This window comes from Polynucleobacter hallstattensis, assembly GCF_018881835.1.
In the GTDB taxonomy this organism is placed as follows: Bacteria; Pseudomonadota; Gammaproteobacteria; order Burkholderiales; family Burkholderiaceae; genus Polynucleobacter; species Polynucleobacter hallstattensis.
In genome coordinates this window covers 85616-111653 of sequence record NZ_JACVPO010000001.1, presented here as the reverse complement: position 1 = coordinate 111653, position 26038 = coordinate 85616, and the positions used below count along the sequence as shown (strand labels likewise).

At 46.4% G+C, this 26038-nt stretch carries 27 protein-coding genes and 1 tRNA gene; 23 read left to right on the top strand and 5 right to left on the bottom strand.

Going from position 1 to position 26038, the window contains the following annotated elements:
• Positions 1-8 precede the first annotated feature (8 nt).
• Genes ICN26_RS00580 through ICN26_RS00555 form a run of 6 tightly spaced genes read left to right on the top strand, consistent with a single transcriptional unit; the run spans position 9 to position 6822 of the window.
• Positions 9-1181 (top strand): MlaE family ABC transporter permease, encoded by a 1173-nt coding sequence (locus ICN26_RS00580; RefSeq protein ID WP_216266123.1) that lies wholly within the window; start codon positions 9-11, stop codon positions 1179-1181.
• Positions 1181-1948, top strand: coding sequence for an ABC transporter ATP-binding protein (locus tag ICN26_RS00575; protein ID WP_216266122.1), 768 nt, complete (start codon positions 1181-1183; stop codon positions 1946-1948). Before ICN26_RS00580 ends, ICN26_RS00575 begins: the two co-directional genes overlap by 1 nt.
• Entirely contained in the window at positions 1945-2859 is a 915-nt protein-coding gene (locus ICN26_RS00570) for an MlaD family protein (RefSeq protein WP_216266121.1), read from the top strand. The genes ICN26_RS00575 and ICN26_RS00570 overlap by 4 nt, the downstream gene beginning before the upstream one ends.
• A complete protein-coding gene (locus tag ICN26_RS00565; protein WP_255534332.1) occupies positions 2856-3512 on the top strand; it encodes an ABC-type transport auxiliary lipoprotein family protein in 657 nt (218 codons plus the stop codon). The genes ICN26_RS00570 and ICN26_RS00565 overlap by 4 nt, the downstream gene beginning before the upstream one ends.
• A gap of 42 nt (positions 3513-3554) precedes the next feature.
• Entirely contained in the window at positions 3555-4340 is a 786-nt protein-coding gene (locus ICN26_RS00560) for an SDR family oxidoreductase (protein ID WP_216266120.1), read from the top strand.
• A gap of 4 nt (positions 4341-4344) precedes the next feature.
• Positions 4345-6822, top strand: coding sequence for an ABC transporter permease (locus ICN26_RS00555; protein ID WP_369411761.1), 2478 nt, complete (start codon positions 4345-4347; stop codon positions 6820-6822).
• Positions 6823-6845: 23 nt separating this feature from the next.
• Here the strand turns inward: ICN26_RS00555 and ICN26_RS00550 are convergent, their stop codons facing one another.
• From ICN26_RS00550 to ICN26_RS00535, 4 genes are read right to left on the bottom strand one after another with little or no spacing between them, the layout of a single operon-like run.
• On the bottom strand, positions 6846-7385 hold the full coding sequence (locus tag ICN26_RS00550) for an RDD family protein (protein WP_369411760.1): 540 nt from the start codon (positions 7383-7385) through the stop codon (positions 6846-6848).
• A gap of 3 nt (positions 7386-7388) precedes the next feature.
• Positions 7389-8021 (bottom strand): DUF3106 domain-containing protein, encoded by a 633-nt coding sequence (locus tag ICN26_RS00545; RefSeq protein ID WP_255534331.1) that lies wholly within the window; start codon positions 8019-8021, stop codon positions 7389-7391.
• A 25-nt stretch (positions 8022-8046) separates the two neighbouring features.
• Complete coding sequence (locus ICN26_RS00540; protein ID WP_216266118.1) at positions 8047-8511, bottom strand: DUF3619 family protein; 465 nt, start codon at positions 8509-8511, stop codon at positions 8047-8049.
• Entirely contained in the window at positions 8508-9077 is a 570-nt protein-coding gene (locus ICN26_RS00535; RefSeq protein WP_216266117.1) for an RNA polymerase sigma factor, read from the bottom strand. Before ICN26_RS00535 ends, ICN26_RS00540 begins: the two co-directional genes overlap by 4 nt.
• A 193-nt stretch (positions 9078-9270) precedes the next feature.
• On the opposite strand from ICN26_RS00535, the gene ICN26_RS00530 reads away from it, so the two are divergent.
• From ICN26_RS00530 to ICN26_RS00505, 6 genes are all read left to right on the top strand, one after another.
• The gene (locus tag ICN26_RS00530; protein ID WP_216266116.1) at positions 9271-11058 is read left to right on the top strand and encodes an acetolactate synthase 3 catalytic subunit; all 1788 of its coding nucleotides are present in this window, start codon (positions 9271-9273) and stop codon (positions 11056-11058) included.
• On the top strand, positions 11058-11549 hold the full coding sequence (gene ilvN / locus ICN26_RS00525) for an acetolactate synthase small subunit (RefSeq protein WP_046329932.1): 492 nt from the start codon (positions 11058-11060) through the stop codon (positions 11547-11549). Before ICN26_RS00530 ends, ilvN begins: the two co-directional genes overlap by 1 nt.
• 50 nt (positions 11550-11599) lie before the next feature.
• Positions 11600-12616, top strand: coding sequence for a ketol-acid reductoisomerase (gene ilvC / locus ICN26_RS00520; RefSeq protein ID WP_216266115.1), 1017 nt, complete (start codon positions 11600-11602; stop codon positions 12614-12616).
• A 52-nt stretch (positions 12617-12668) separates the two neighbouring features.
• Complete coding sequence (locus tag ICN26_RS00515; protein WP_216266114.1) at positions 12669-13316, top strand: phosphatidylserine decarboxylase; 648 nt, start codon at positions 12669-12671, stop codon at positions 13314-13316.
• A 27-nt stretch (positions 13317-13343) separates the two neighbouring features.
• Complete coding sequence (gene pssA / locus ICN26_RS00510; RefSeq protein ID WP_046329935.1) at positions 13344-14207, top strand: CDP-diacylglycerol--serine O-phosphatidyltransferase; 864 nt, start codon at positions 13344-13346, stop codon at positions 14205-14207.
• Positions 14208-14457: 250 nt separating this feature from the next.
• Positions 14458-16005 carry a 2-isopropylmalate synthase gene (locus ICN26_RS00505; protein WP_216266113.1) on the top strand — a complete coding sequence of 516 codons (1548 nt, stop codon included), beginning with the start codon at positions 14458-14460 and terminating at the stop codon, positions 16003-16005.
• A 40-nt stretch (positions 16006-16045) separates the two neighbouring features.
• On the opposite strand, the gene ICN26_RS00500 is transcribed toward ICN26_RS00505, so the two are convergent.
• Positions 16046-16639 carry a lipid-binding SYLF domain-containing protein gene (locus tag ICN26_RS00500; protein ID WP_216266112.1) on the bottom strand — a complete coding sequence of 198 codons (594 nt, stop codon included), beginning with the start codon at positions 16637-16639 and terminating at the stop codon, positions 16046-16048.
• A gap of 85 nt (positions 16640-16724) precedes the next feature.
• Between ICN26_RS00500 and ICN26_RS00495 the strand changes: the two genes are divergently transcribed.
• The 11 genes from ICN26_RS00495 (at position 16725) to ICN26_RS00445 (ending at position 26023) form a co-directional block, all read left to right on the top strand.
• A complete protein-coding gene (locus tag ICN26_RS00495) occupies positions 16725-17930 on the top strand; it encodes a patatin-like phospholipase family protein (RefSeq protein WP_216266111.1) in 1206 nt (401 codons plus the stop codon).
• Positions 17931-18156: 226 nt separating this feature from the next.
• Complete coding sequence (gene rpsO / locus ICN26_RS00490; protein ID WP_112204355.1) at positions 18157-18426, top strand: 30S ribosomal protein S15; 270 nt, start codon at positions 18157-18159, stop codon at positions 18424-18426.
• A 271-nt stretch (positions 18427-18697) separates the two neighbouring features.
• Positions 18698-20863, top strand: a complete 2166-nt coding sequence (gene pnp / locus ICN26_RS00485) for a polyribonucleotide nucleotidyltransferase (RefSeq protein ID WP_216266110.1) — start codon at positions 18698-18700, stop codon at positions 20861-20863.
• A gap of 27 nt (positions 20864-20890) precedes the next feature.
• On the top strand, positions 20891-21889 hold the full coding sequence (locus ICN26_RS00480; RefSeq protein ID WP_216266109.1) for an NAD(P)H-quinone oxidoreductase: 999 nt from the start codon (positions 20891-20893) through the stop codon (positions 21887-21889).
• 17 nt (positions 21890-21906) lie between these two features.
• Positions 21907-22665: a triose-phosphate isomerase gene (gene tpiA / locus ICN26_RS00475; protein ID WP_216266108.1), complete on the top strand. Its 759-nt coding sequence runs from the start codon at positions 21907-21909 to the stop codon at positions 22663-22665.
• Positions 22666-22687: 22 nt separating this feature from the next.
• Positions 22688-23035 (top strand): preprotein translocase subunit SecG, encoded by a 348-nt coding sequence (gene secG / locus ICN26_RS00470; protein WP_216266107.1) that lies wholly within the window; start codon positions 22688-22690, stop codon positions 23033-23035.
• An 85-nt stretch (positions 23036-23120) separates the two neighbouring features.
• Positions 23121-23205: transfer RNA gene (locus tag ICN26_RS00465), tRNA-Leu, on the top strand.
• 110 nt (positions 23206-23315) lie between these two features.
• The gene (locus ICN26_RS00460; RefSeq protein ID WP_011902892.1) at positions 23316-23675 is read left to right on the top strand and encodes an NADH-quinone oxidoreductase subunit A; all 360 of its coding nucleotides are present in this window, start codon (positions 23316-23318) and stop codon (positions 23673-23675) included.
• 5 nt (positions 23676-23680) lie between these two features.
• Complete coding sequence (locus ICN26_RS00455) at positions 23681-24163, top strand: NuoB/complex I 20 kDa subunit family protein (protein WP_011902891.1); 483 nt, start codon at positions 23681-23683, stop codon at positions 24161-24163.
• Positions 24164-24166: 3 nt separating this feature from the next.
• A complete protein-coding gene (locus tag ICN26_RS00450; protein WP_216266106.1) occupies positions 24167-24766 on the top strand; it encodes an NADH-quinone oxidoreductase subunit C in 600 nt (199 codons plus the stop codon).
• A 3-nt stretch (positions 24767-24769) separates the two neighbouring features.
• Entirely contained in the window at positions 24770-26023 is a 1254-nt protein-coding gene (locus ICN26_RS00445; RefSeq protein WP_216266105.1) for an NADH-quinone oxidoreductase subunit D, read from the top strand.
• Positions 26024-26038 lie beyond the last annotated feature (15 nt).

Genomic DNA, 26038 nt, shown 5'->3' with positions numbered 1-26038 from the left:
GTTTGCCTATGAGCATTTCAGGCCCTAATTCTTTAAATTTCCTGACTCCAGTGGCGGTTTGGTCGCAAGTGGATACGACCCATGCTGAGGTCAGCTTGAGTGGTGCTGTCAATGTGTATTCATTGGCCAAAGTGTGGGCTGATGTTCGGGAAAAGCAAGATCAGTGGCTAGGGCAAGGAAATGCACTGGCACACTCATTGATTTTTGACGCATCAAAAGTCAGCTCTTTAGATGGATCGGCATTTGCATTTTTGATTGATGTGCAAGAAGCGCAGAAGAAAGCAGGTGGACAGTTTGATATCCAAGGTTTAGATCCGAAGTATCAGCCCCTCTTACGTGAATTTGATCCTATTGATAACTTGTTTCCTGTCCCCGCTGCAAAACAAAAAAGAAGTTTGGTTGTGAGTGTTGGTATGGCTGCGCAGAATTTAATGGATGATGCCCGTGGCCTAGTGACATTTACTGGTCACCTGTCAGCAGATTTAATTTGGTCAATACGTAATGTTAGGCAAGTTCGTTGGGGTGATTTTGTAAACGCTGCTGTAGAGGCAGGCATTTCCGCATTACCGATTGTTGGCCTAGTGGCATTTTTGATTGGCGTCATTTTATCTTTTCAGGCTGCGATTGGTATGCAGCAATTTGGCGCCGTCTCATTTGTCGGGCCACTCGCTGCGCTAGGCATCGTCAGAGAGATGGGGCCGCTGATTACTGCGATCTTGCTTGCCGGCCGCTCATCAGCAGCATTTGCAGCCGAGATTGGTACGATGACCGTGAATAGTGAAGTCGATGCACTTGTCACTGGCGGCTTAAGCCCCATTCGATTTCTAGTTGTACCAAGAGTACTGGCCGGAATATTGGTAGCACCAATATTGACCTTGTATGCCGATATCGTCAGCATTTTTTCTTCGATGCTGACAATGCAAATTTATGGCATTCCCTTTATTAATTTCTACAACGGTATGTTAGCTGCTGTCGATGTTGAGGATGTACTCTCTGGCCTTGTTAAGGCCACTCTCTTCGGTGTAGTTATTTCTGCAATGGGTTGTTTACGGGGTATGCAAACTGGTACCGGTGCGGCGGCCGTAGGAATCTCCGCAACAAGAGCAGTGGTGAGTAGTATTGTCATGATCGTATTAGTAGACGGTATCTTTGCCTATATCTCTTACAGGACCGGTTTCTGATGGATGAACTGGGTAAATCGATTGACGTGCAAAACCTCACTGTGGGCTATGGCTCAAAAGTGCTGTTACAGAATCTGAACTTCTCAGTTAAGAACGGTGAGATTTTTGTGATTTTGGGTGGATCAGGTTGCGGTAAATCAAGCCTCTTAAAGAACTTATTTGGTCTCTATCAACCACTTGCTGGTGATGTGCTGATCGAGGGTCAAAATATCACTACTGCCCAAGGTGCTGAGCGCCAAAAAATCATGACGAGCTTTGGAGTCATGTATCAGCAGGGCGCTTTATTTGGTTCTATGAATCTGCTCGATAACGTGACACTCTTTATGGAGGAGTACACCCAACTGACTAGAGATCAGATGAATTTATTGGCCCGATGCAAACTGGACTTGGTAGGCTTACTTCCGTATGAAACGTATATGCCTAGCGAGATTAGCGGCGGCATGCAAAAGCGGGCTGCGATCGCACGGGCGATGGCTTTAGATCCTAAAATATTATTTTTAGATGAGCCTTCGGCAGGTCTTGATCCAATTACGTCGGCAGATCTTGACAGCACGATTTTAGATCTCTCAAAAAACTTAGGATTTACTTTTGTGATTGTTTCACATGAATTAGCTAGCATTTATTCGATTGCTGACAAGGTAATCATGTTGGACAAGGATGCTAAAGGCATTATTGCCGAGGGTGATCCTAATGTATTAAGGGATAGTAGCAAAGACCCTCGAGTACATCAATTTTTTAATCGCATCATGAGCAAGGACGCAGCATGAGTAATAACTCCAATCCTAATTATTTCCGTTTAGGAATTTTTGTTCTTGCGGCAATCGGTGCATTACTCACCGTCATCTTGATCTTTGGCTCAGGGCAATTTTTTAAAAAATCATTTATGGTTGAAACCTATGTCAAGCAATCAGTGACAGGCCTAGATGCTGGTGCAGCGGTTCGCTTTCGAGGCGTCAAGATTGGACAGGTGACATTGATTGCGTTATCGGGTGACTTGTATGAAAAAGAAGTTCCGATGGTTCAAAAGCAAGAGTATGTCGTTGTGAGAATGCAAATCTATGGGGATGCTCTTGAAAAAAGTCACTTGGAAACATTCATCAAAGATAACTTGCGTGCGCGTATACGTTCGATGGGCATTACTGGCGTAAATTACGTTGAGTTAGATTTTTATCCAGGCGCCTCTAAATACTCCCAATTGTCTTATCCTTGGACGCCCGAATATGCAGTGGTCCCTTCAATGCCCAACCAAGCGGATGAAATTATTTCTGGAGTTCAGAAGTTAATTAGCTCACTGAATGGCATGGATATCGATGGGACTCAGAAGAAGTTTGATGCCTTGCTGGGTAATCTAAATCAATTGATGGCTGGTGACGGCAAAAATAATGCGGGTCTGATCAATACAGTTCAAGATCTTAACGTCTTATTGGATCGAATTGCTAAGGTCACCGATAAAGATCAACTCAATATTCTGATGCGTGAATTGGTTGCGACCATGGTTTCTTTGCGTCAAACCGTCACTAGTGTGCAGGGTGATACCACTGTAACCTTAGAGAATCTTCGTCAGGCCAGCGAGCAGTTGAATGAATTTACCCGTGTCGCAAGTCAATCTCCAGCTACTCTGATTTGGGGTGAGCCACCTGCACGTATTACGCCTCCAATGAATGGAGTCCAAAAATGAAAATTCAGATGACTAAAAACTCTCGCTTGATTCAGTTTGCCGCTTTTGTATTCATAGCGGCCGCATTAAGCGCCTGCTCATTGCCTAAAATACCGGCACTAGAGACCAGTAGTTGGATGGTGGCGCCAGAGCGTACTGGTGCTCCCTATAAGCCGCGCAGTGATTTGTGGCTCAAGATGGGTTCATCATCTACAACACCGCCTTTTGACGGTAAGTCTTTGGTTTATCGCTTGGGTGATCAGCGCTATGAAAAGGATTTTTATAATACGTATTCTGCTTTACCAAATGAGATGGTCAGTAACGCGACACGACAGTGGTTGAATAATGCCCAAATCTTCTCCATGACCGTAGGTCAGGGCAATAGCTTCTTTCCGTATTACATCTTGCAGACATCCATAGAAGATTTTTATGGTGATTACCGGGTTCGTCCAGAGGCGGTTGTCACTATAGAATTTTTTCTTACTGCAACTGACCCCCAAAAGCGTAACCCGGTTATTGGTAAAAACCGCTATACCAAGAGAGTTGCACTCAAAGACAATACCCCCCAGGCATTGGTGCTGGGCCAGCAGGAAGCCTTGGCGCAAATTTTGAAAGAGTATGAGGTGGCACTTTATAAGTACGCTGGTAATCTGCCTCCACCTTTAGGGCAGTAGGCATTCTAGAATGACAGTAAATAAAACAATATTGGAGAAGACATGGATTTAGGACTCAAAGGTAAGGTTGCATTAGTGATGGCATCTAGCCGAGGTTTAGGTCAGGCGATGGCCGTTTCTTTGGCGCGTGAGGGCGTCAAAGTGGCGGTGACTGGTCGTAACCCCGAGGGATTAAAAAAATCGGTTGAAATGATTGAAGCTGCCGGTGGAAAAGCATTGGCTTTGAGCTGGGATCTTTCTGATGCATCCTTGATCGATGGCTTGGTGAGTAAGGTAGAAAAAGAACTAGGCCCGATTGATATCTTGATCAATAACACTGGTGGGCCTCCTCCGACACTGGCGACTGGACAAGACCCCGCTTTGTGGCAAAAGAGTTTTAACGATATGGTCCTATCACTTATCAGCATCACTGATCGAGTTCTACCGGGAATGCGTCAACGTAAATGGGGCCGCATTATTACGAGCACTACTTCAGGTGCTATTGCCCCCATTAAAAATCTTGCCATCTCCAATACCTTGCGTGCTGCGTTACTGGCTTGGTCTAAAACTTTGGCAGCAGAGGTAGCAGCTGATGGAGTTACCGTGAATGTGATCATGCCAGGTCGTGTGGCAACCGATCGTTTACGTCAACTAGATGAAGCACGCGCCCAACGTGAAAATGTGAGCTATGAATCTGTGGTCAAAGCAAGTCAAAACCAGATTCCGATGGGTCGTTATGGTGATCCGCAAGAGTATGGAGATGCTGCAGCCTTTCTGGCTAGTCAAAATGCCTCCTACATTACTGGCTCAGTGATTCGTGTGGATGGTGGCCAGATTCAGGCGGTCTAAAGGAGTGTTAACCAGCTTTCTTCGAGGTATTCAGCGAGATCTGCGATCTAGTGAGCTAGTAGCGCTATTGGTTGCGCTGACGCTCTCTGTAGCCGCTTTATCCAGCGTTAGTTTCTTGGCCGACCGAATGCAGCGGGCCTTTCAGTTCGATGCCCGCCAGCTGCTTGCTGCAGATCTATTACTCGTTTCTGATCAACCCCTGCCTGAGCGCTTCATTCAGGAAGCCAAGGGGCGACAGCTCAGCTCGGCTCAAACGATTGTCTTTCCGAGTATGGCTACGGTAGGGGCGCAAAGTAAGCTTGCCTCCCTAAAGGTCGTCAGTTCTGCCTACCCCTTGCGCGGTACTCTGCAGGTATCACCTTCATCAGTCAGTACAACTCCGCCAGTAGGTTCGGTTTGGGTGGACCCCGCAATGCTCAGTGCGCTAAAGGCAAATGTCGGGGATCAGATGCTATTGGGTGATAAGGCATTCCTGATTAGCGGTATTTTGGAGCGCGAGCTTGATCGAGGTGCTGGTTTTATGAATTTCGCACCACGCGTCATGATGTCGCTGGATGATTTACCAGCCACCGGCCTGATTGGTCTGGGCAGCCGGGTGACCTATCGACTTCTTCTAGCTGGCAATGATTCGGCCATCTCTGATTATGAACAGTGGGCAACGCAATCAATTGCATCCGAAAGTCTCCGAGGATTGCGCATTGAGACCTTAGAAAATGCGCAGCCTGTCATGCGTAAAACCCTTGAGCGGGCTGAGCGCTTTTTAGCCTTAGTGGCCTTACTAACGGCCATGGTAGCTGCGGTAGCGATTGCCTTATCAGCGCGTCGCTATGTTTTAAAGCAGGCGGATGTTTGCGCTGTCATGAAATGCCTTGGCGCAAGCCAAAGGACTATTCTAGTGAAGCAAGTCAGGGTATTGGGTGCACTGTGTATATCGGCAGCTGTGATGGGTGCTGCGATTGCTTACGGCGTTCAAGAGATATTGATTGGGATCTTGGGCAATCTCATATTTGCCAATTTACCTGCACTCTCACTTTGGCCTTTGGTTTGGAGCATTTTGTTTTCCTCCTGTCTACTAATCGGTTTTGCTGGCCCACCCTTATTTAGTTTGGTCATGATTTCACCGGTACGACTGATTCGCAAAGAATTGGGTTCGGTGAACATCAAGGTGCTGTGGGTCGCGCTCTTTGGATTGGGTACTTGTCTTGTCTTGATCGCGCTTGCAGCTCAAGATTGGAAGCTAGCCTCCTGGGTTGCCGCTAGTTTTGGCTTGGCCCTTGCGCTCTTTGCCGTAGTTTCTTGGTCATGCCTTGGTTTACTCAAGCTCCTGTTTTCCAGATGGAGTAATCATCACTTCGCATTACGCTTTGCACTGACAGTACAAGCGCGTCGCTCTGGCTTTGCAGTCATGCAAATCACGGCGCTAGGTATCGCCTTGATGGCCTTACTGCTCATCCTATTACTCCGACAAGATTTATTGGCTACCTGGCAGGGCAATATCCCAGTCGATGCGCCCAATCGCTTCATGATTAATGTTCAGGAAGATCAAAAAGCTAGTATTACTCGCTCACTACTGGATGCGGGAGTAGTAAAGCCGAGTTTTAGCCCCATGGTTCGTGCGCGCTTAGTTGAGATTAATGGAAAGACCATTGGACCCAATGATTACATTGATGAAAATGCACGCCGCTTAGTTGATCGAGAATTCAATCTCTCGTACACCGAGCAGTTGCCTGAGGGTAATCGGATTACGTCCGGAAAATGGATTGAAGGGGGTGCTCCACAAGTTTCGCTGGAGATGGGGATTGCAAAGAGTTTGAAGTTAAAGCTGGGCGATCAAATGACCTTTGAGCTTGCCGGTGAAAAAGTCACTGCGCCCATTACTTCTTTGCGTAAGTTGGATTGGAGTTCGATGAAAGTGAATTTCTTTGTCATCATGCCGCCTGCAATGCTCGCAGAAATGCCTCAATCTTGGATTACTTCGTATTATCAAAGCGCTGCAATTGAAGGTTTGGATTATCAGCTTGCTCAGGCCTATCCTAATCTCACCATCGTGGATGTGGGGACATCGCTAAAACAAATACAGGATGTACTTGATCGACTATCTTCTGTATTGGGTCTCTTGTTCACTTTCACCATTGCGGCAGCGATTTTAGTGTTAGTAGCTGCGATAGCGGCAACACAAGATGAGCGTTTCAGGAGTGCAGCTTTGCTAAAAGCGGTAGGTGCGTCCCGCTATTTGCTGGGGAAGATTGCATTAACCGAGCTCCTGATTATTGGAGTGCTTGCAGGAACTTTGGCTGGACTCGCTGCCGGAATTGCAGCATGGGCACTTGGCCGATTTGTATTGGAGATTGAGTTCAATGCATTTGCGCAGTCTTTAGCGATGGGTATCGGCTTTGGGGTAACTGCTTGCCTACTAGCGGGTTATCGCTTTCAGAGAAGAATTCAAACCGCTACTGCAATGGAATGTTTGCGTGAGACCTAACTCGACTTAGAGCCTAGCTTGGTTTAATTAAGCTTAACTAAGTCCTTCGGTAATTCCACTAAACGCGTTCTACTTAAACGATCTGGCAGACTTTGACGTAGTAGCGGTTTAACGCGATCTAAGTAAATGCTCAGTGGCCACAGAAATAAAGCAATTGCAAACAGCATTTCAATAATCTGCCATCTCTGTAGCTCGAATAACCACTGCAAAATCACGCAAGGCACTAGCCACAATGACCCAAAAAAATAACGCCAAATCGCTTGTCTGCGAGTCAGCTTGTATCCGCCTGGACCAATCATACGTACTCGCCATGTTTGCATCGCCAGTGTCTGTCCCGACTTAGTCCAATACCAAATAAAGTAAACGCCCAGGACGGCATAGAGATAGAGAAAGGTGAGCCAACTTGGCAGGGATACACCAAACAGAATGCCTAATCCCAAATTGGGAAGTAGGAAGGTAAGAGCGATGACGCCTAATAAAACCAATTGCTCATAAAGAATGCAAGAGACCCGTCGCCAAAACTGTGGAGCAGGTAGTAGGTCTAATTCAGCGGGACTTATCACAGACTAGGGATTGTTTGAGCCGCTATCCGGGCTACTGTTCGATGCAGGGGGTTCTGAAGCAGGAGCGCTACTGACTATTGGAGGCGGCGCTAAGATCGATTGTTGTTTAATCGGATGCTGTTGTAATGTAGGCGCATTTAAAGCCGTTGGCTTTTTCTTATTAACCTCTGCTTGGGCTAACTTCTTCTTTTGCTCATCACTTAGCTTTTGATAAGCACTCCAAGCCTCCGCTTTTTTCTCAGCTGGGAACTTGAGACTACTTAAATAGTTTTCTCGAGCCAAGCGACGGTCTTTTTGAGAGAGATTAGACCAGCCTGTCATGCGGGATTGCAGTCGCTGTTGATCGGCCTCACTCATCTTGGGATATAAATTAGCAACTTGTATCCATTTTTTACGACTGTCTGGGAGCATGTAATCCCAATCATCTTCCAGTGGAGCTAGGATTTTTTGTTGCCCTGGTTTAAGCCCCTCCCAAGTGCCATCTGGTTTTTTTTCTGGGATGCTACTAGTTTTTCCAGGAGCAGTTGCCGATGTTTGGGCAAATAGGTCGGAACTTTGCACCGATCCTAGGGCGCCAATCACCAACATCATGCTGATGCTTAGTGAGGCGCTCAAGAACCATCTATTTTTTAGCATGCGCTAACTGAGCTTCTTATGTCACTTAGGATGGAGTCTTAACTGAACTAAGGCTATCTTGATCCGATTCCGCTAAGGGACCGTTTTTGAGAAACCCCAAAAAGCCGCTATCAGCATAGGCATCGGGTGGGACATCATCAGTTAAGAGGGCAACATCAAGTTCAGCAATATCGTTGATACGGGAATCTTGCTGCCATTGGGCGATGCCAATAAGACCAAACACTAATACGACTAGCGGGGCAACCCAGCCGACGTTATCCCAGAATGAGCGTGAGCCAGAAGACCAGTTTCCGCTAGAGCTTGCCAAAATAAGCTGCTCAATACGCACTTTTTCTGGTTTTTTGACGGAAAGGGCTTTGAGGCGCGCCGCATACAGACGATCTTTGATTCCCGCTGGCAAGGATTGAGTTCCTTGGCGGAGCAGGGCGGCAGCGGTCAGACCAAATTGATCTGCTTCTATTTTGCTGAGAGTGTCTTCGTTGCGGTTCACAGAGTAATTCCTTTTAATTTCAATGCTTTAGCTAGAGCCTGAGTGGCTCTTGAGCAGTGGGTTTTGACGCTTCCCTCGCTACAACTCATCGCAAGGGCAGTTTCAGTAATACTCAGCTCATCCCAATAACGCATCAGGAAGGCTTCTCGTTGACGGGCAGGCAATTTTGATATTTCTGACTCTAAAGCCTGTAATAGCTGACTACGTTCAAGCTTAAATGCACCATCTTGGTGAATTTCACTATCATCTGGAGCTGAAAGTGACTCCAGGGGGTCAAAATCATCGCTTTCATCGGATTTTTTACCCATATTCGAGAACAGGGTGATCCAAGTATTACGAACTTTTTGACGTCTAAACCAGTCGTGAATGCGATTTTGCAGGATTCTGGTGAAAACCAGTGGCAATTCTGCAGCAGGGCGATCACCATATTTTTCGGCTAACTTAATCATGGCGTCTTGAACAATGTCTAAGGCCGCATCGTCATCTCGCACAGCATAGACCGCTTGCTTGAAAGCGCGCTGCTCAACACTACTCAGAAAGTCAGAAAGTTCTTGGGGTGAAGCCATTCAGTAGATTAGACCTGAATCAGAGGGAATTCGTCTATTTTAGGGGATTGCTATAGAATATAGGGCTTACTACCTAGAATCTCATTCAAGAAGTGGTTTTTTCCGGTAGCAGCGCCGTTCGAACTCAGGCCACAAGCAAGAGACAGAACAGACCAAACAATTTTTTGCCGAAAATTGCAAAGGACGAATGAAAATGAATACAAGTAGCGCCGAATTTTTAGCTTCTAAAGCTAATCAAGACACAACAAATACAAATCCCGCAGCAACTCCACCAGAAATGATTGGTGCTGAGATGCTGGTGAAGGCTTTACACAAAGAGGGTGTTGAATACGTTTGGGGTTACCCAGGCGGTTCCGTTCTCTTTATCTACGATGAAATTTTCAAGCAGGACAAGTTTGAACACATTCTTGTTCGCCATGAGCAAGCAGCAGTTCATGCGGCCGATGGCTATGCACGCGCAACCGGTAAGGTCGGCGTCGCTTTAGTGACTTCAGGCCCAGGCGTAACCAATGCGGTTACCGGAATTGCGACTGCTTACACTGATTCGATTCCAATGGTGGTCATTAGTGGCAACGTACCAACGTATGCAATTGGTGAAGATGCTTTCCAAGAGGCTGATACCGTGGGCATTACTCGCCCAGTGGTTAAACACAACTTCTTGGTAAAAGATGTGAAAGACCTCCCTCTAGTAATTAAGAAGGCTTTCCATATTGCGCAGACAGGTCGTCCAGGCCCGGTATTGATTGATATCCCTAAGGATGTATCTGCAGCTAAAGGACCATTCGTCTACCCAGAAACATTGGAGATGCGTTCATACAACCCAGTAGTTAAGGGCCATAGTGGACAAATTCGTAAGGCGGTTTCTTTGCTGCAAGAGGCTGAGCGCCCATTCATCTACACCGGTGGTGGTGTGATCTTGGCTGATGCTGCTCCAGAATTAAAAGAGTTTGCTGACTTGTTGGGTTATCCCGTTACCAATACCTTAATGGGTCTTGGTGGTTTTCCAGGGACTAGCCCCCAGTTTGTGGGCATGCTTGGTATGCACGGTACGTATGAAGCTAATATGGCGATGCAACACAGTGATGTATTGATTGCCATTGGTGCACGTTTTGATGACCGCGTGATTGGTAACACGACTCACTTTGCAAGTCATCCTCGCAAGATTATTCATATCGACATTGATCCATCCGTGATTTCGAAGCGGGTGAAAGTGGATGTGCCTATCGTTGGTAATCTCAAAGAAGTATTGCAAGAGATGACAGCTCAGCTCAAAGCTGCCGGCTCACGCAAGAATGAGGCTAAATTGGCGGCATGGTGGGCGCAGATTAATGAGTGGCGTAAAAAAGATTGCTTAAAGTACGACGAAGCCTCCCAAATCGTTAAGCCACAGTATGTTGTTCAGAAGTTGTGGGAACTCACTGGTGGTGATGCATTTATTACATCTGACGTAGGTCAGCATCAAATGTGGGCTGCACAGTTTTATAAGTTTGATAAGCCACGTCGTTGGATTAATTCCGGTGGTCTTGGCACTATGGGTGTTGGTTTGCCATACGCCATGGGTATTAAGAAAGCATTCCCAGATAACGATGTATTCGCCATCACTGGTGAAGGCTCCATTCAGATGTGCATTCAAGAGTTGTCCACTTGCAAGCAATACAACACGCCCGTGAAGATCGTCTCTTTGAATAATCGTTACCTCGGTATGGTTCGTCAATGGCAGGAGTTGACTTATAACAAGCGCTATTCCAGTTCATACATGGATTCATTGCCGGACTTTGTGAAGCTGGCAGAAGCCTTTGGACATGTGGGTATGCGCATTGAGAAGAAGTCTGATGTTGAAGGCGCTCTCAAAGAAGCAATCCGTTTAAAAGATCGCACAGTATTTATGGATTTCCAAACAGACCCAGAGGAAAACGTTTGGCCAATGGTTCAAGCAGGCAAGGGTATTACTGAAATGCTTTTGGGCAGCGAGGATCTCTAATGCGACACATTATTTCTGTATTGATAGAGAACGAGCCAGGGGCGTTATCTCGTGTGGTTGGTTTATTTTCTGCGCGTGGTTACAACATTGAAGCCTTGAGCGTTGCACCAACAGAAGATCCATCCTTGTCGCGCATGACTATTGTCACTCTTGGCTCTGAGGATGTCATAGAACAAATCACTAAACACTTAAATCGCTTAGTTGAAGTGGTGAAGGTTTTTGATTTGACTGAAGGTCCTCATATCGAGCGTGAGCTTATGATGATCAAAGTGCGCGCAGTAGGTAAAGAGCGTGAAGAGTTGAAACGAACAACGGATATTTTCCGTGGTCGTATCATCGATGTGACCGATAAGAGTTACACCATTGAATTAACTGGTGATGGCGCCAAATTGGATGCCTTCATTGATTCGATTGATCGTGCATCAATTTTGGAAACTGTCCGCTCGGGTGGTTCTGGTATTGGGCGCGGCGAACGCATTCTGAAGGTTTAATTTTTTTACTAATTACTGCATTAACTATATTTTCAAAACAAGGAAAGAGCATGAAAGTTTTTTACGATAAAGACGCCGATTTATCCCTCATTAAAGGTAAAAAAGTAACCATCATTGGTTACGGTTCACAGGGTCACGCACACGCATTGAACCTCAAGGATTCAGGCTGTAACGTGACTGTTGGTTTGCGTAAGGGTGGCGCTTCTTGGAGTAAGGCTGCGAATGCTGGCTTGACTGTAAAAGAAGTTGGCGAAGCCGTGAAAGATGCTGACGTAGTCATGATGCTTTTGCCTGATGAGCAAATCGCTGATGTATACAGCAAAGAAGTTCACGGTAACATCAAGCAGGGCGCTGCACTAGCATTTGCTCACGGCTTTAACGTTCACTACGGTCAAGTGCAGCCACGTGCTGACTTAGACGTGATCATGATTGCACCAAAAGCACCGGGCCACACTGTCCGCGGTACTTACGCTCAAGGTGGCGGTGTTCCTCATTTGATCGCTGTGTATCAAGATAAATCAGGTTCAGCTCGCGATGTTGCTTTGTCATATGCAACAGCCAACGGCGGCGGTCGTGCCGGCATCATCGAAACTAACTTCCGTGAGGAAACTGAAACTGACTTGTTCGGTGAGCAGGCTGTTCTTTGTGGTGGCGCAGTAGAGTTGATCAAAGCTGGTTTTGAGACTTTGGTTGAAGCTGGTTATGCTCCTGAGATGGCTTACTTCGAGTGCTTGCATGAGCTCAAATTGATTGTTGATTTGATTTACGAAGGTGGTATTGCCAACATGAATTATTCAATCTCCAATAACGCTGAGTACGGCGAGTATGTCACTGGTCCACGTATTGTGACTGAAGATACTAAGAACGCAATGCGTCAGTGCTTGAAAGATATTCAGACTGGTGAGTATGCAAAGAGCTTCATCTTGGAAAACAAAGCAGGTGCGCCTACTTTGATTTCACGTCGTCGCTTGAACGCTGAGCATGACATCGAGGTGGTTGGTGCTAAGTTACGCGCCATGATGCCTTGGATTGCCAAGAACAAGCTAGTTGACCAGACTAAGAACTAAGTAAACAGTAGCAAGAAACCGATAGCAGTAACTAAAAAGGCTTAGAACAAAGATGATGTATCCGCACCCCATTATTGCAAAAGAAGGTTGGCCGTATTTGGCATTAGTGGGGGCTGTGACTTTGCTAGTCCACTATCTTGGTGGCATTGTATGGTCTTGGCCTTTGTGGATCATCTTTATCTTTGTTCTACAGTTCTTCCGCGACCCGCAGCGTATTGCTGCTTTAGGTCGCGATCTTGTGTTATCTCCCGCTGATGGTCGTATCGTCGTAGTAGAAAAAGCGAACGATCCCTATGCGGGTCGTGAAGCCTTGAAGATTAGTGTTTTTATGAACGTATTTAATGTTCACTCTAACCGCAGCGCAGTCAACGGCGCGGTAAAAGAGATTCAGTATTTCCCCGGCAAGTTTGTTAATGCCGATTTAGATAAGGCCTCTACGGAGAACGAGCGCAATGCTGTTGTGATTGATGCTAATGGCCAAATCGTGACTCTAGTTCAGGTTGCAGGCCTTATTGCTCGCCGTATTCTTTGTTATATCCATGTTGGCGATAGACTTAAGGCGGGTGAGCGTTATGGCTTTATTCGCTTCGGTTCCCGTGTAGATGTATATTTGCCTTTAACAGCCGAGCCCTTAGTCAGCGTTGGTGATAAAGTTTTTGCTACTAACACTGCATTAGCTCGCGTACCCGGCTTAGATTAATTAAGCCGTTTTAACTAGGAACATTCTTTGCCTACATTTCGTCGTCGTGGCCGTATCGATCGCAGTCGCCTAGCAAACTCTCGCACTGATCGCACTCAAGATGAGTGGGCGGAGGACTTGGGTGATGGTATTGATTTTGAAGTGGAAGAGTTGCACGTAGATAAGCCACGTAAACGTAGTAAAGGCATTTACTTACTTCCCAATGCATTCACTACCGCAGCCTTATTCTGCGGTTTCTTTGCCATCGTCAATGCGATGAACCACCAGTTTGAGATAGCCGCTATTGCCATCTTTGCATCTTTAGTTTTGGATGGCATGGATGGTCGCGTTGCTCGTATGACGAATACCCAAAGTGCTTTTGGTGAACAGTACGACTCTTTGGCTGACATGGTGTCTTTTGGTGTAGCGCCAGCCTTGGTTGCTTATGAATGGGCCTTAAAAGACTTGGGTAAGTGGGGTTGGTTGGCTGCCTTTACCTACTGTGCAGGAGCAGCCTTACGTCTGGCGCGCTTCAACGTCAATACTGGCGTTGTAGATAAGAAGTTTTTCCAGGGCTTGCCCAGTCCAGCTGCCGGCTCCTTAATTGCTGGCTTTATTTGGCTCGCTGATGACAACAAGATCCCCGTTCGCGATAGTGCCATCCCCTGGATCACTTTCTTTTTGGCTGTTTATGCTGGCTTGACCATGGTATCCAATGCCCGTTTTTATAGTGGCAAGGCTTTAGATGTGCGCTACCGCGTGCCTTTTGGAGTTATGGTTCTGATGATTCTGACCTTTGTTCTGATTTCTTCCAATCCACCTTTAACCCTGTTCGGCCTCTTTGTGGTGTATTCCATCTCGGGATATGTCATTTGGGCTTGGGAACATCTGAGTGGCCGTCGTTTTAGCTAATTTAGAATTTTTAGGTTATATTTAATCCATGTTGATGAATTTCTCACTTTCTAACCTGCTTCTACTAGCACTGAGCCTAAAGCTTGGGGCAGGTAAGGCCTGAGTTAATGAGATTAAAGTAATTCATTAGCCACGACATACCAGCCCCAGCAAATTGCTGGGGTTTTTGTTTTTAGGGCTAGTAACTAGTAATTAGTTAGCATCAATCAGCAGTCAGCATAATTAAGCAATATTGAACCGGAGAGTAATGATGAGCGACAAAGTAATCATTTTTGATACCACCTTGCGTGATGGTGAGCAATCGCCTGGTGCCTCGATGACCAAGGATGAGAAGGTGCGTATTGCCCGTCAGTTGGAGCGTCTTAAGGTTGATGTGATCGAGGCTGGATTTGCTGCGAGCTCCGAGGGTGACTTCCAGGCAATCTCTGCAGTGGCAGCAGCCGTGAAGGACTCGATTGTCTGTTCACTCGCTCGCGCTAACGATAAAGATATTACTCGGGCTGCTGATGCATTGAAAGCTGCTAATGCAAAACGGATCCATGCGTTTTTGGCAACTAGCCCATTGCATATGGCCGTGAAATTGCGCATGTCTCCGGAAGAGGTCTTGGAGCAGGCTAAACGCTCCATTCGTTTTGCTAGAAACCTGGCCGAGGATGTGGAGTTCTCAGCAGAAGACGGCTATCGCTCAGAAATGGATTTCTTGTGCAGAGTGGTGGAAGGAGTGATTAATGAGGGTGCTACTACCATCAATATTCCGGATACCGTAGGCTACGCTACTCCAGAGTTATATGGTGAGTTCATCAAGACCTTGCGTACCCGAGTTCCTAACTCTGATAAAGCGGTATGGTCTGTGCATTGCCATAATGACTTGGGTATGGCGGTTGCCAATTCCTTGGCTGGCGTCAAAATTGGCGGTGCTCGCCAAATCGAATGTACTGTTAATGGCTTGGGCGAACGTGCTGGCAATACAGCATTAGAAGAAATTGTCATGGCTTTGCGTACGCGCAAAGATTATTTCGATATGGTGTGCGGTATCGATGCCACTCAAATTGTGCCTGCATCGAAGTTGGTCTCGCAAATTACTGGCTTTGTTGTCCAGCCTAATAAGGCGGTTGTAGGTGCCAACGCGTTTGCACACACTTCAGGAATTCATCAAGATGGCATCTTAAAGAATCGGGATACCTACGAGATCATGCGTGCGGAAGATGTGGGTTGGGCTACTAATAAAATTGTCTTGGGTAAATTATCTGGCCGTAATGCTTTCAAGCAGCGCTTGCAGGAATTGGGTATTGCGATTGAAGCGGAAGCGGATTTGAATGAAGCTTTTGTACGCTTCAAGACGTTAGCTGATCAAAAATCAGAAATCTTTGATGAAGATATTATTGCCATCATGTCAGATTCTGCTGCAGCCGAAGAAGGTGAATTCTATAAATTTATTTCTCTAAGTCAGCACTCCGAGACAGGCGAGCGTCCTAAGTCTAAAGTGACTTTCCGGGTTGGCGATAAAGAAGCGAGCTCTGAGGCTGAAGGTAATGGTCCAGTTGACGCGAGCTTGAATGCTATTGAGCAGATCGTAAAGAGCGGGGCAGAGCAATTGCTTTACTCTGTAAATGCAATCACCTCTGGCACGCAATCTCAGGGTGAAGTGACTGTCAGGCTTGCAAAGGGCGGGCGTATCGTGAATGGCGTTGGAACTGATCCGGATATTATTGCGGCCTCAGCAAAAGCCTATTTGTCAGCACTGAATAAATTGCATGATCCTAGCCAAGCTAAGCTCAATGCGCAGATGACCCCTTAAGAAATTCTCAGGGATATCTGCGACTTCCGCAACATCCCTCTTATTTATTAAGGTCCGTGCTCTTGTAATACTTAGTGCCTTTGCCAGTAATTTCTGCGGCAAGGCCTGAGTCTGTCAGTTGATACATTAATACGCCGGGTGCTACGGTAGTGGCATCTTGGTATGCGCCGCCATTAGCCTCATACTTAGCGGCAGCAGTAACTTGACCACCAAATGTCCATCCAGAATTAACAAAGTCATTCAGTGCGGCTTGTGTTTGAAAGATAAAAATATTTTGGAAGGACTTAATTCCAAGGCCTAGTCCAGCCTGAACCTCCGCCATATTCATATAAATTGGTTTAGTACCATCTTTTTGGATAACGACGCCGTTACCTGTACCTCCGCCAGCAATCAATATCTTCATGCCAAAGTTGCTGAAGGTTGCGTAGCCAATGGATTTCTCAATCAACTCTTTTGCCTTGGGTTGAGCTTGATACAGTGCTTTTAAAATATCTTCTCTCTTGTTGAGGATTTCTTGGCGTTGCTGGGCAATTGTTTTCTCGGCAGCAAATGGATTGGAAAATTGCGCATAGACTAGCGCAGGTAATAGGGCTAATAGACCACAGGCTAATGCTTGGATGAATTGAGTTTGCATTGACTTTTACCTTTACTGTATTTCCGCAGTGAATGAATTCCATCTTTATACTCCTACTAGCCATCTCGTCCAATAACGATCCAATATGACTCTGTTAACTCGCTGTATCTTTACTTTCCTCGTGCTCTCATTGGTAGGCTGCAGCAGTTTGCAGCGCAAAGCGGCAGTGCCATCGCAGCAGATGGGTCAAGCGCAAATTGCCGGTCTTACTAGTGCGCGCTATATGGTGGCCAGTCAATCTAGCGTAGATCAGATGGCCATGGATATTCAGACGGGATTTAAGGTGAGGGATGAAAAAACCTTAAATGCACCGGCAAATTATTTATCCCTCTCTGGTGGTGGTGATGATGGTGCATATGGTGCTGGATTATTAATAGGGTGGGCGGACCGCGGCGATCGCCCGCAATTTAACTTGGTCACTGGTATCAGTACTGGTGCATTAATTGCCCCATTTGCTTTTATGGGCAAAGAATATGATCCTGTCTTACGCGATGTTTATACAAAATATGGCCCCCAAGATATCTTCATAGAACGTGGATTAATCTCCGGCATCTTAAGTGATGGCTTATCTGACACTACCCCCTTGTTTCAATTGATTTCAAAATACATTGATCAAGATTTTCTGAAGAAGGTGGCAAATGAGTACACCACCAAAAACCGCTGGCTTTTGATTGGGACAACCAATTTAGATGCGGGCGTACCGGTAGTTTGGAACATGGGCAAGATTGCCAGTATCGCTACTCCAGAGGCCTTAGAGCTTTTTAGAAAAGTCATGCTGGCTTCTGCATCGATTCCTGGAGCCTTTTCTCCGGTGATGTTTGATTTTGAGGTTTCTGGCCAAAGCCTTCAGGAGATGCATGTCGATGGCGGTGCTATCACTCAGGTATTCCTCTATCCAAGCGCCTTATCCCAGCGTGCTCAAGATTTGAAACTCAAGCTACAAAAGCAGCGCAATGCCTACCTTATTCGTAATGCCCGCTTGGATCCTGAGTGGCGCGAGACCCAGCGGGGTACCCTAAGCATCATTCAGAGAGCGATTTCTAGCATGATTCAGACTCAAGGCATTGGCGATCTCTATCGCATTTATCACACCACCCAGCTTGATGGAGTCAGTTTCAATTTGGCTTTTATCGGGCCAGACTTTAAGTTCCCCCACAAGACTGAGTTTGACACCGCCTATATGCAAGCACTTTTTGAGTATGGTTATAAGCAGGGGCTGGGCGGTAAGGAGTGGCAAAAGTACCCGCCAGGCTATAAAAAGGGATTTGATGTAGAAATGCCTAAAAAATAGGCATTTCTAGTCAGTTTCTTCATTATTTCCATATAAATCAATAGCTTAACTTGGTGCCCACTGCTTAAGCTTTATTTGAGTGCCTAGCCCTAGGGTCAGCGATTTAAGGTGAATCTGCTATAATTCGAGGGCTTTGATTTGTAAAGCTTTTTTGTTTTATTTGATTAATAAATGCACGACACAAATTGGGTGAAAGCTCAGGTGTTCGCAAGTAAGGAGTATGAAAATGGCAGTTGCTGATATTAAAACGGCGGAAATCGTCAAAGATAACGCGCGCAGCGCAAACGATACGGGTAGCCCTGAAGTTCAAGTTTCATTGCTAACAGCCCGCATCAATGAATTAACCCCCCATTTCAAAGCTAACGCTAAAGATCATCACAGCCGTCGTGGTTTGTTGAAGATGGTTTCACGCCGCCGCCGCCTTTTGGATTACCTCAAGGGCAAGGATTTGGGTCGCTATCGCGCATTGATCGAGAAATTAGGTCTCCGTAAGTAATTCTTATCGGTATTGCAATGCCATCTATCTTAGGGTTGTTTCGTCACCGAATCAGTCTTAAGCAGATGGCATGTTTTTTGGGCGCTTCAGGATCATTTGTGTAGGGGATCGTGTCATTCCAATGAGTTTCTGGGTTTAAGAACCCAGTGTCTCCCTGGAATGGCATCCCTTGTGATCTTCAAACGCTCCAGTGTTGTCGCGACACTGCTTTATCCCGCGACAAGCGTTAAATCCATGTGGCTTTGACGTGAACAATTTGGAGAAGATCAGAATGACTATGTTTAAAAAAGCAGTAAAGACGTTTCAATGGGGCAACCATCAAGTAGTGATGGAGACAGGTGAGATCGCTCGTCAATCTGGCGGTGCTGTCATTGTTAACGTAGATGACACAGTAGTAATGGGTACAGTAGTTGCCTCTAAATCTGCTAAGCCAGGTCAGTCATTTTTCCCATTGACTGTTGATTACTTAGAGAAAACTTACGCCGCAGGAAAAATTCCTGGTGGTTTCTTCCGTCGTGAAGGTCGCCCATCAGAAGGCGAGACATTGATCTCCCGTTTGATCGATCGTCCATTGCGCCCATTGTTTCCAGAAGGTTTCTTGAACGAAGTTCAGGTGGTCATTCATGTGTTGTCTATCAACCCTGATGTTCCTGCTGATATTCCTGCATTGATCGCGGCTTCTGCTGCTTTAGCTGTTTCAGGCATTCCATTTGCTGGCCCAGTTGGCGCAGCACGCGTTGGTTACGCTAATGGTCAGTACCTCTTGAACCCAACTCGTACAGAGCAAGCAACTAGCGAAATGGATTTGATTGTTGCTGGTACGCAAGCTGCTGTATTGATGGTGGAGTCAGAAGCTAACCAGTTGTCCGAAGAAATTATGTTGGGTGCGGTTGTATACGGTCATGACCAAATGCAAACTGCGATCAACGCAATTAACGAATTGGTAGCCGAAGCTGGCAAACCAGAGTGGGATTGGACTGCCGCACCTAAGGATGAGCCATTTATCGCTAAGGTCACCGCATTAGCTGAAGCCCCATTGCGTGAGGCTTATCAGATTCGTCAAAAGGGCGCTCGTTCAGACAAGCTCAAAGAGATCTCTAAAACAGTTTTAGCCAAGCTAGCCGAAGAGGGTGACGTTGATGCGGTTGCTGTTAGCGACATCATGTTCGAAATCGAAGCCAAGATTGTTCGTAGCCAGATTTTGAATGGCGAGCCACGTATTGATGGTCGTGATACGCGCACTGTGCGTCCGATTGAAATTCGTAATGGTGTATTGCCACGCACACACGGTTCAGCATTGTTTACTCGTGGTGAAACACAAGCTCTCGTAGTGGCTACTTTAGGTACTGCACGTGATGAGCAGATCATTGATGCGCTCGAAGGTGAGTATCGTGATCGCTTCATGTTCCACTACAACATGCCTCCGTTCGCTACTGGCGAAACAGGTCGTGTAGGTAGCCCTAAGCGTCGTGAAATTGGTCATGGTCGTTTGGCTAAACGTGCATTGATTCCCGTATTGCCAAGTGCAGAAGATTTTGCCTATAGCATTCGTGTAGTTTCAGAAATCACTGAGTCCAATGGTTCTTCATCCATGGCTTCTGTTTGTGGTGGCTGTTTGGCAATGATGGATGCTGGCGTTCCTGTTAAAGCTCACGTTGCTGGTGTTGCAATGGGCTTGATTTTGGATGGCAATCGTTTTGCTGTGTTGACCGATATATTGGGTGATGAAGATCACTTGGGCGATATGGACTTCAAAGTAGCAGGTACTGCTAACGGTATTACTGCTTTGCAAATGGACATTAAAGTTCAAGGCATCACCAAAGAAATTATGCAAGTTGCATTGGCTCAAGCTAAAGAAGGCCGCTTGCACATTTTGAGCAAGATGCAAGAAGCAATGGGTTCAGTTCGCACTGAATTGTCTGCACATGCTCCACGTATGGTTTCTTTCAAGATTCATCCAGACAAGATTCGTGAAGTGATCGGTAAGGGCGGCGCAACAATTCAAGCCTTGACTAAAGAAACTGGTTGCAGCATCGATATTAAAGATGACGGTACTGTAACAATCGCTTCGACTTCCGCAGAAGGTATGGCTGAAGCAAAAGCACGTATCGAAGGCATTACTGCCGAAGCTGAAGTAGGCAAGATCTACGAAGGCCCAGTAGTGAAGTTGCTTGAGTTCGGTGCTTTAGTAAACATTCTTCCAGGTAAAGATGGTCTCTTGCACATCTCTGAAATCTCTAATGAGCGTGTAAAAGAAGTTAAAGACTACTTAGCAGAAGGCCAAGTTGTTCGCGTGAAGTTGTTGGCTGCCGATGAGCGTGGTCGTTTACGTTTATCTCTCAAAGCTGCAATGGCGGATGAGGGTGGCACGATTGCTCCTTTGGCTGGTGCTGAGGCGGCTGCTGAAGCTGCTCCTGCATCTGGCGAAAACGCTTAAGTAGTTTAGTTAGCAAGCGGAATTCATATGCGCGCAATAGAAATCAAAGAATTTGGCGCACCAGAAATGCTGGTGTCTGCCACTCGTCCTGATCCAGTACTTCCAAGTGCTGGGTCTGGCGAGATTCTGATTCGTGTTTTGGCTGCCGGGATTAATCGTCCTGACGTTTTGCAGCGTAAAGGACATTACCCGGTTCCAGCAGGCGCGTCTGATATTCCTGGACTTGAAGTAGCTGGTGAGATTATTGGTGGTGACTTAAATCATCCCGATAATCTGTTTGGACTCAAGGTTGGCGATAAGGTATGCGCGCTAGTGCAAGGTGGTGGTTATGCAGATTTGTGCATAGCCCCAATTGCCCAATGCTTACCTTATCCAAAGGGCTTTACCGATCAAGAGGCTGCCGCATTACCGGAAACGTTTTATACCGTGTGGAGTAATGTGTTCATGCGTGGCCAACTGTCAGAAGGTGAAACTTTATTGGTTCAAGGTGGCTCAAGCGGTATCGGTGTGACAGCTATTCTGATTGCGAAAGCCTTAGGTCACAAAGTATTTGTGACTGCAGGTACTGATGAGAAGTGTGCTGCTTGCGTAGCGTTAGGCGCTGACTTGGCAATCAACTACAAGACGCAAGACTTTGTCGAGGAAGTAAAGAAGGCTACAGACGGTAAGGGTGTCAATGTCATTCTAGACATGGTCACCGGCGCTTACGTACAAAAAGAAATTGATTGCTTGGCTGATGATGGTCGCATTGTGATCATTGCAATTCAGGGTGGATCCAAAGCCGAAGTGAGTACGAATCAAATTTTGCGTCGTCGCTTGACCATTACGGGTTCTACATTGCGCCCACGCCCAGTGTCATTTAAGAAGCGGATTACTCAACAGTTGCATGCCCATATCTGGCCTTTGCTAGATGCAGGTAAGTTAAAGCCAGTCATCTATAAAACATTTACCTTAGACCAAGCGGCTGATGCCCATCGTTTGATGGAGTCTTCTGAGCACGTTGGCAAGATTGTGTTGACCGTTTAAGTGTTGAATTAGATTTCATGCGTCCAATCACTGTTATCGGCAACTGGAAAATGAATGGCAGCTTTGCAAGTAATGCAGACTGGATTAAGACTGTTTGCCGCGGCATGGAGCAGGGGATGCCTGCGGGTCGTAAGTATGTGGTGTGCGCCCCAGCACCTTATTTGTCACAGTGTGGTGATTTAATTCGTGACTGCTCTCTAGCTTTTTTAAGTTTAGGCGCTCAAGATGCATCAGCTTATCCAGCTGGAGCTTATACCGGTGATGTTGCAGCCGCTATGCTGAAAGAGTTAAATTGTGCCTACGTTATTGTGGGGCATTCAGAGCGTCGTCAGTACCATCAGGAGGCTGATGAGCAGGTGGCAGAAAAAGCGCTGCAGGTATTAGACAACGGCATGATTCCAGTGATTTGTGTTGGTGAGTCTGCAGATGAGCGCAATTCTGGCCGCGAAGTTGAGATAGTCAGAGGTCAAATTTCAAAGCAAGTGACGATTTTGCAAGACCGTTTGGCTGACTGCCTGATTGCCTATGAGCCTGTTTGGGCTATTGGTACGGGCAAGGTGGCCAGCGCTCAAATAGCTCAGGATATGCACAGAGCGATTCGATTGCAGTTAGCTGAGTTTGATGAAGATGTAGCTTCCCATGTGGGAATTTTGTATGGCGGTAGCGTCAAACCCGACAATGCCGTTGAACTGTTTGCAATGCCGGATATTGATGGCGGATTGATTGGGGGCGCTTCTTTAAACCCTCAGGATTTTCTCGCTATTTGTCAGGCCTAGATTTTTTATTTGGAGATAAGCCATGGAATGGTTTAAGACTTTATTGATCGTTTTGCAAGTTATTTCAGCTTTAGCTGTGATCTTGCTCGTACTGCTTCAGCAGGGTAAAGGTGCCGATATGGGCGCTGCTTTTGGTTCTGGATCCTCCGGTAGTCTTTTCGGCGCCAGCGGCTCGGCCAACTTTCTTTCCCACACAACTGCTATCTTTGCTGCAATCTTTTTTGTTTGCACTTTAGGCATTACATGGATCGGAAATAAAAAGGAAGCAAGCCCTGGAATTTTGTCTGGCACTGTGGCTCCCGTAGCAGCTCCTGCTGTAGCACCAGTAGCTCCAGTTCAGGATCCGACCAAGCCAGCAGTTCCAAAGTAAAAAATAGGGTTTTAAGTGGTTTCTAGCGCTATTTTTGAGGTAAATGAGTGGTGCAATGCAGTAGAATTGACAAGTTTTACAAGATGCCGACGTGGTGAAATTGGTAGACACGCTATCTTGAGGGGGTAGTGGCTTAGGCTGTGCGAGTTCGAGTCTCGCCGTCGGCACCAAATTGTAAAAATTGTAGGGCTTTATGCTCCAAATCAAGGTTTTTTGTAGTTGAGTAATTGATAATTTTGTAGCTTCTTAGGACTTACCAGACGAACGACTCAGGGCCATTTTGAATCTCGCAAATTACTTTCCTGTTCTGCTTTTTATCCTAGTAGGTATTGGGGTTGGTTTAGTACCCATGTTCCTCGGAAAAATATTGGCTCCTTCGAAGCCAGACGCTGAAAAATTGTCGCCTTACGAGTGCGGCTTTGAGGCTTTCGAAGATGCGCGTATGAAATTCGACGTACGCTACTATCTCATTGCAATCCTGTTTATCTTATTTGACTTAGAAACTGCATTCCTATTTCCCTGGGGTGTAGCTCTGCGTGACATTGGTTGGTTCGGTTATGCCTCTATGGTGATTTTCCTATTGGAATTTATTGTGGGCTTCGTATATATCTGGAAAAAGGGCGCTCTCGACTGGGAGTGATCGATATGGCATTAGAAGGCGTTCTCAAAGAAGGATTTGTTACTACTACTGCGGACCAGTTAATTAATTGGACTCGTAATGGTTCTTTATGGCCAATGACATTCGGCCTTGCTTGCTGCGCTGTAGAAATGATGCACGCAGGCGCTTCCCGTTATGACTTAGATCGTTTTGGAGTGGTGTTCCGCCCATCCCCGCGTCAGTCAGATTTAATGATTGTGGCTGGTACTTTGTGCAACAAGATGGCTCCAGCACTTCGTAAGGTTTACGATCAAATGCCTGAGCCACGCTGGGTGATCTCCATGGGCTCTTGTGCCAATGGTGGTGGTTATTACCATAACTCGTATTCAGTTGTTCGCGGTTGCGACCGTATTGTGCCAGTCGATATTTACGTTCCTGGTTGCCCTCCTACTGCAGAAGCCTTGATCTACGGAATTATTCAGTTGCAATCCAAGATCGCTCGCACCAGCACGATTGCGCGGAAGGCTTAAAACATGTCAGATCGTTTAGTTCAACTCGCTGCCAATCTAGAAAAAGTTTTAGGTAAGCGCACCCAATCCATTCAGATTGCTTTGGGTGAAGTCACTGTTGTTGTTCATGCAGACGCCTATTTTGAATCCGCCATGTTATTGCGTGAAGAGCCATCATTGGCCTTTGAGCAATTGATTGATTTATGTGGCGTGGATTACCAGGACTACCGAGACGGGCAGTGGGGTGGTCAGCGTTTTGGCGTAGTGACCCATCTTTTATCTGTAGCCCATAACTGGCGTTTGCGTGTGCGCGTATTTGCACCAGAAGATGCTTACCCAGTAGTTGCTTCTCTAACTCCGGTATGGGCCTCGGCAAATTGGTTTGAGCGTGAGGCATTCGATCTTTACGGCATCTTGTTTGATGGTCATGAAGACTTGCGTCGCATTTTGACTGACTACGGTTTCATCGGTCATCCATTCAGAAAAGATTTCCCAATCTCTGGCAACGTAGAAATGCGTTATGACCCAGAGTTAAAGCGTGTGGTGTATCAGCCAGTCACAATCGAAGCGCGTGAAATCACGCCACGTATCGTGCGCGAAGAGCAGTATGGAGGCTCGGTTTAAGTCATGGCACAAATTAAGAACTACACCCTCAACTTTGGACCTCAGCATCCTGCCGCTCACGGCGTATTACGTCTCGTGTTAGAGCTCGATGGCGAGGTGATCCAACGTGCTGATCCGCATATAGGTTTATTACACCGCGCTACAGAAAAATTAGCAGAGACACGTACTTGGATTCAAAACGTTCCATACATGGATCGTTTGGACTATGTATCCATGATGGCAAACGAGCATGCCTACGTGATGGCCATTGAGAAGTTACTGCAAGTGGATGTCCCTTTGCGTGCGCAGTACATTCGGGTGATGTATGACGAGTTAACACGTTTACTAAATCACCTCTTGTGGATCGGCTGTCACGGTCTAGACGTTGGTGCTATGGCCGTATTTTTGTACGCCTTCCGCGATCGTGAAGATATTTTTGACATGTACGAAGCCGTCTCAGGTGCTCGTATGCATGCTGCCTATTACCGTCCAGGTGGCGTCTATCGCGATCTGCCAACACAGATGGCGCAGTACTCTCAGACCAAGATTCGTAGCACCTCCGCCATTAAGCGTTTGAATGAAAACCGTAGCGGTACATTGCTTGATTTCATTGAGCAATTCTCTAATGGTTTTGATGCCAACGTGGATGAGTATTGCAATCTCTTGACGGACAACCGTATTTGGAAGCAACGCTTGGTTGGTATCGGTGTTGTAACGCCCGAGCGTGCTTTACAGCTGGGCTTTACCGGTCCTATGTTGCGTGGTTCTGGTATTGAATGGGACTTGCGTAAAAAGCAGCCTTACGAGACTTACGACAAACTTGACTTTGATATTCCTGTTGGTGTGAATGGTGACTCTTACGATCGCTATTTAGTTCGCATGGAAGAGATGCGTCAATCTAACCGCATCATTAAACAGTGTGTAGCTTGGCTCAAGGCAAACGATGGTCCTGTCATGAGCGAGAACCATAAAGTATCTCCACCAAAGCGTGTAGATATGAAGACCAATATGGAAGAGTTAATCCATCACTTCAAGCTCTTTACTGAAGGTATGCACGTTCCTGATGGCGAGGCTTACTCTGCCGTTGAGCATCCCAAAGGCGAGTTTGGAATTTACTTAATTTCTGATGGCGCAAACAAGCCATACCGCATGAAGATTCGTGCGCCAGGCTTTGTACATCTTTCTGCAATGGATGAGATGTCGCGTGGCCATATGTTGGCTGATGCTGTAACTATTATTGGAACCCAAGATATCGTGTTCGGGGAGATTGACCGCTAATACAGCGCGCCAAGG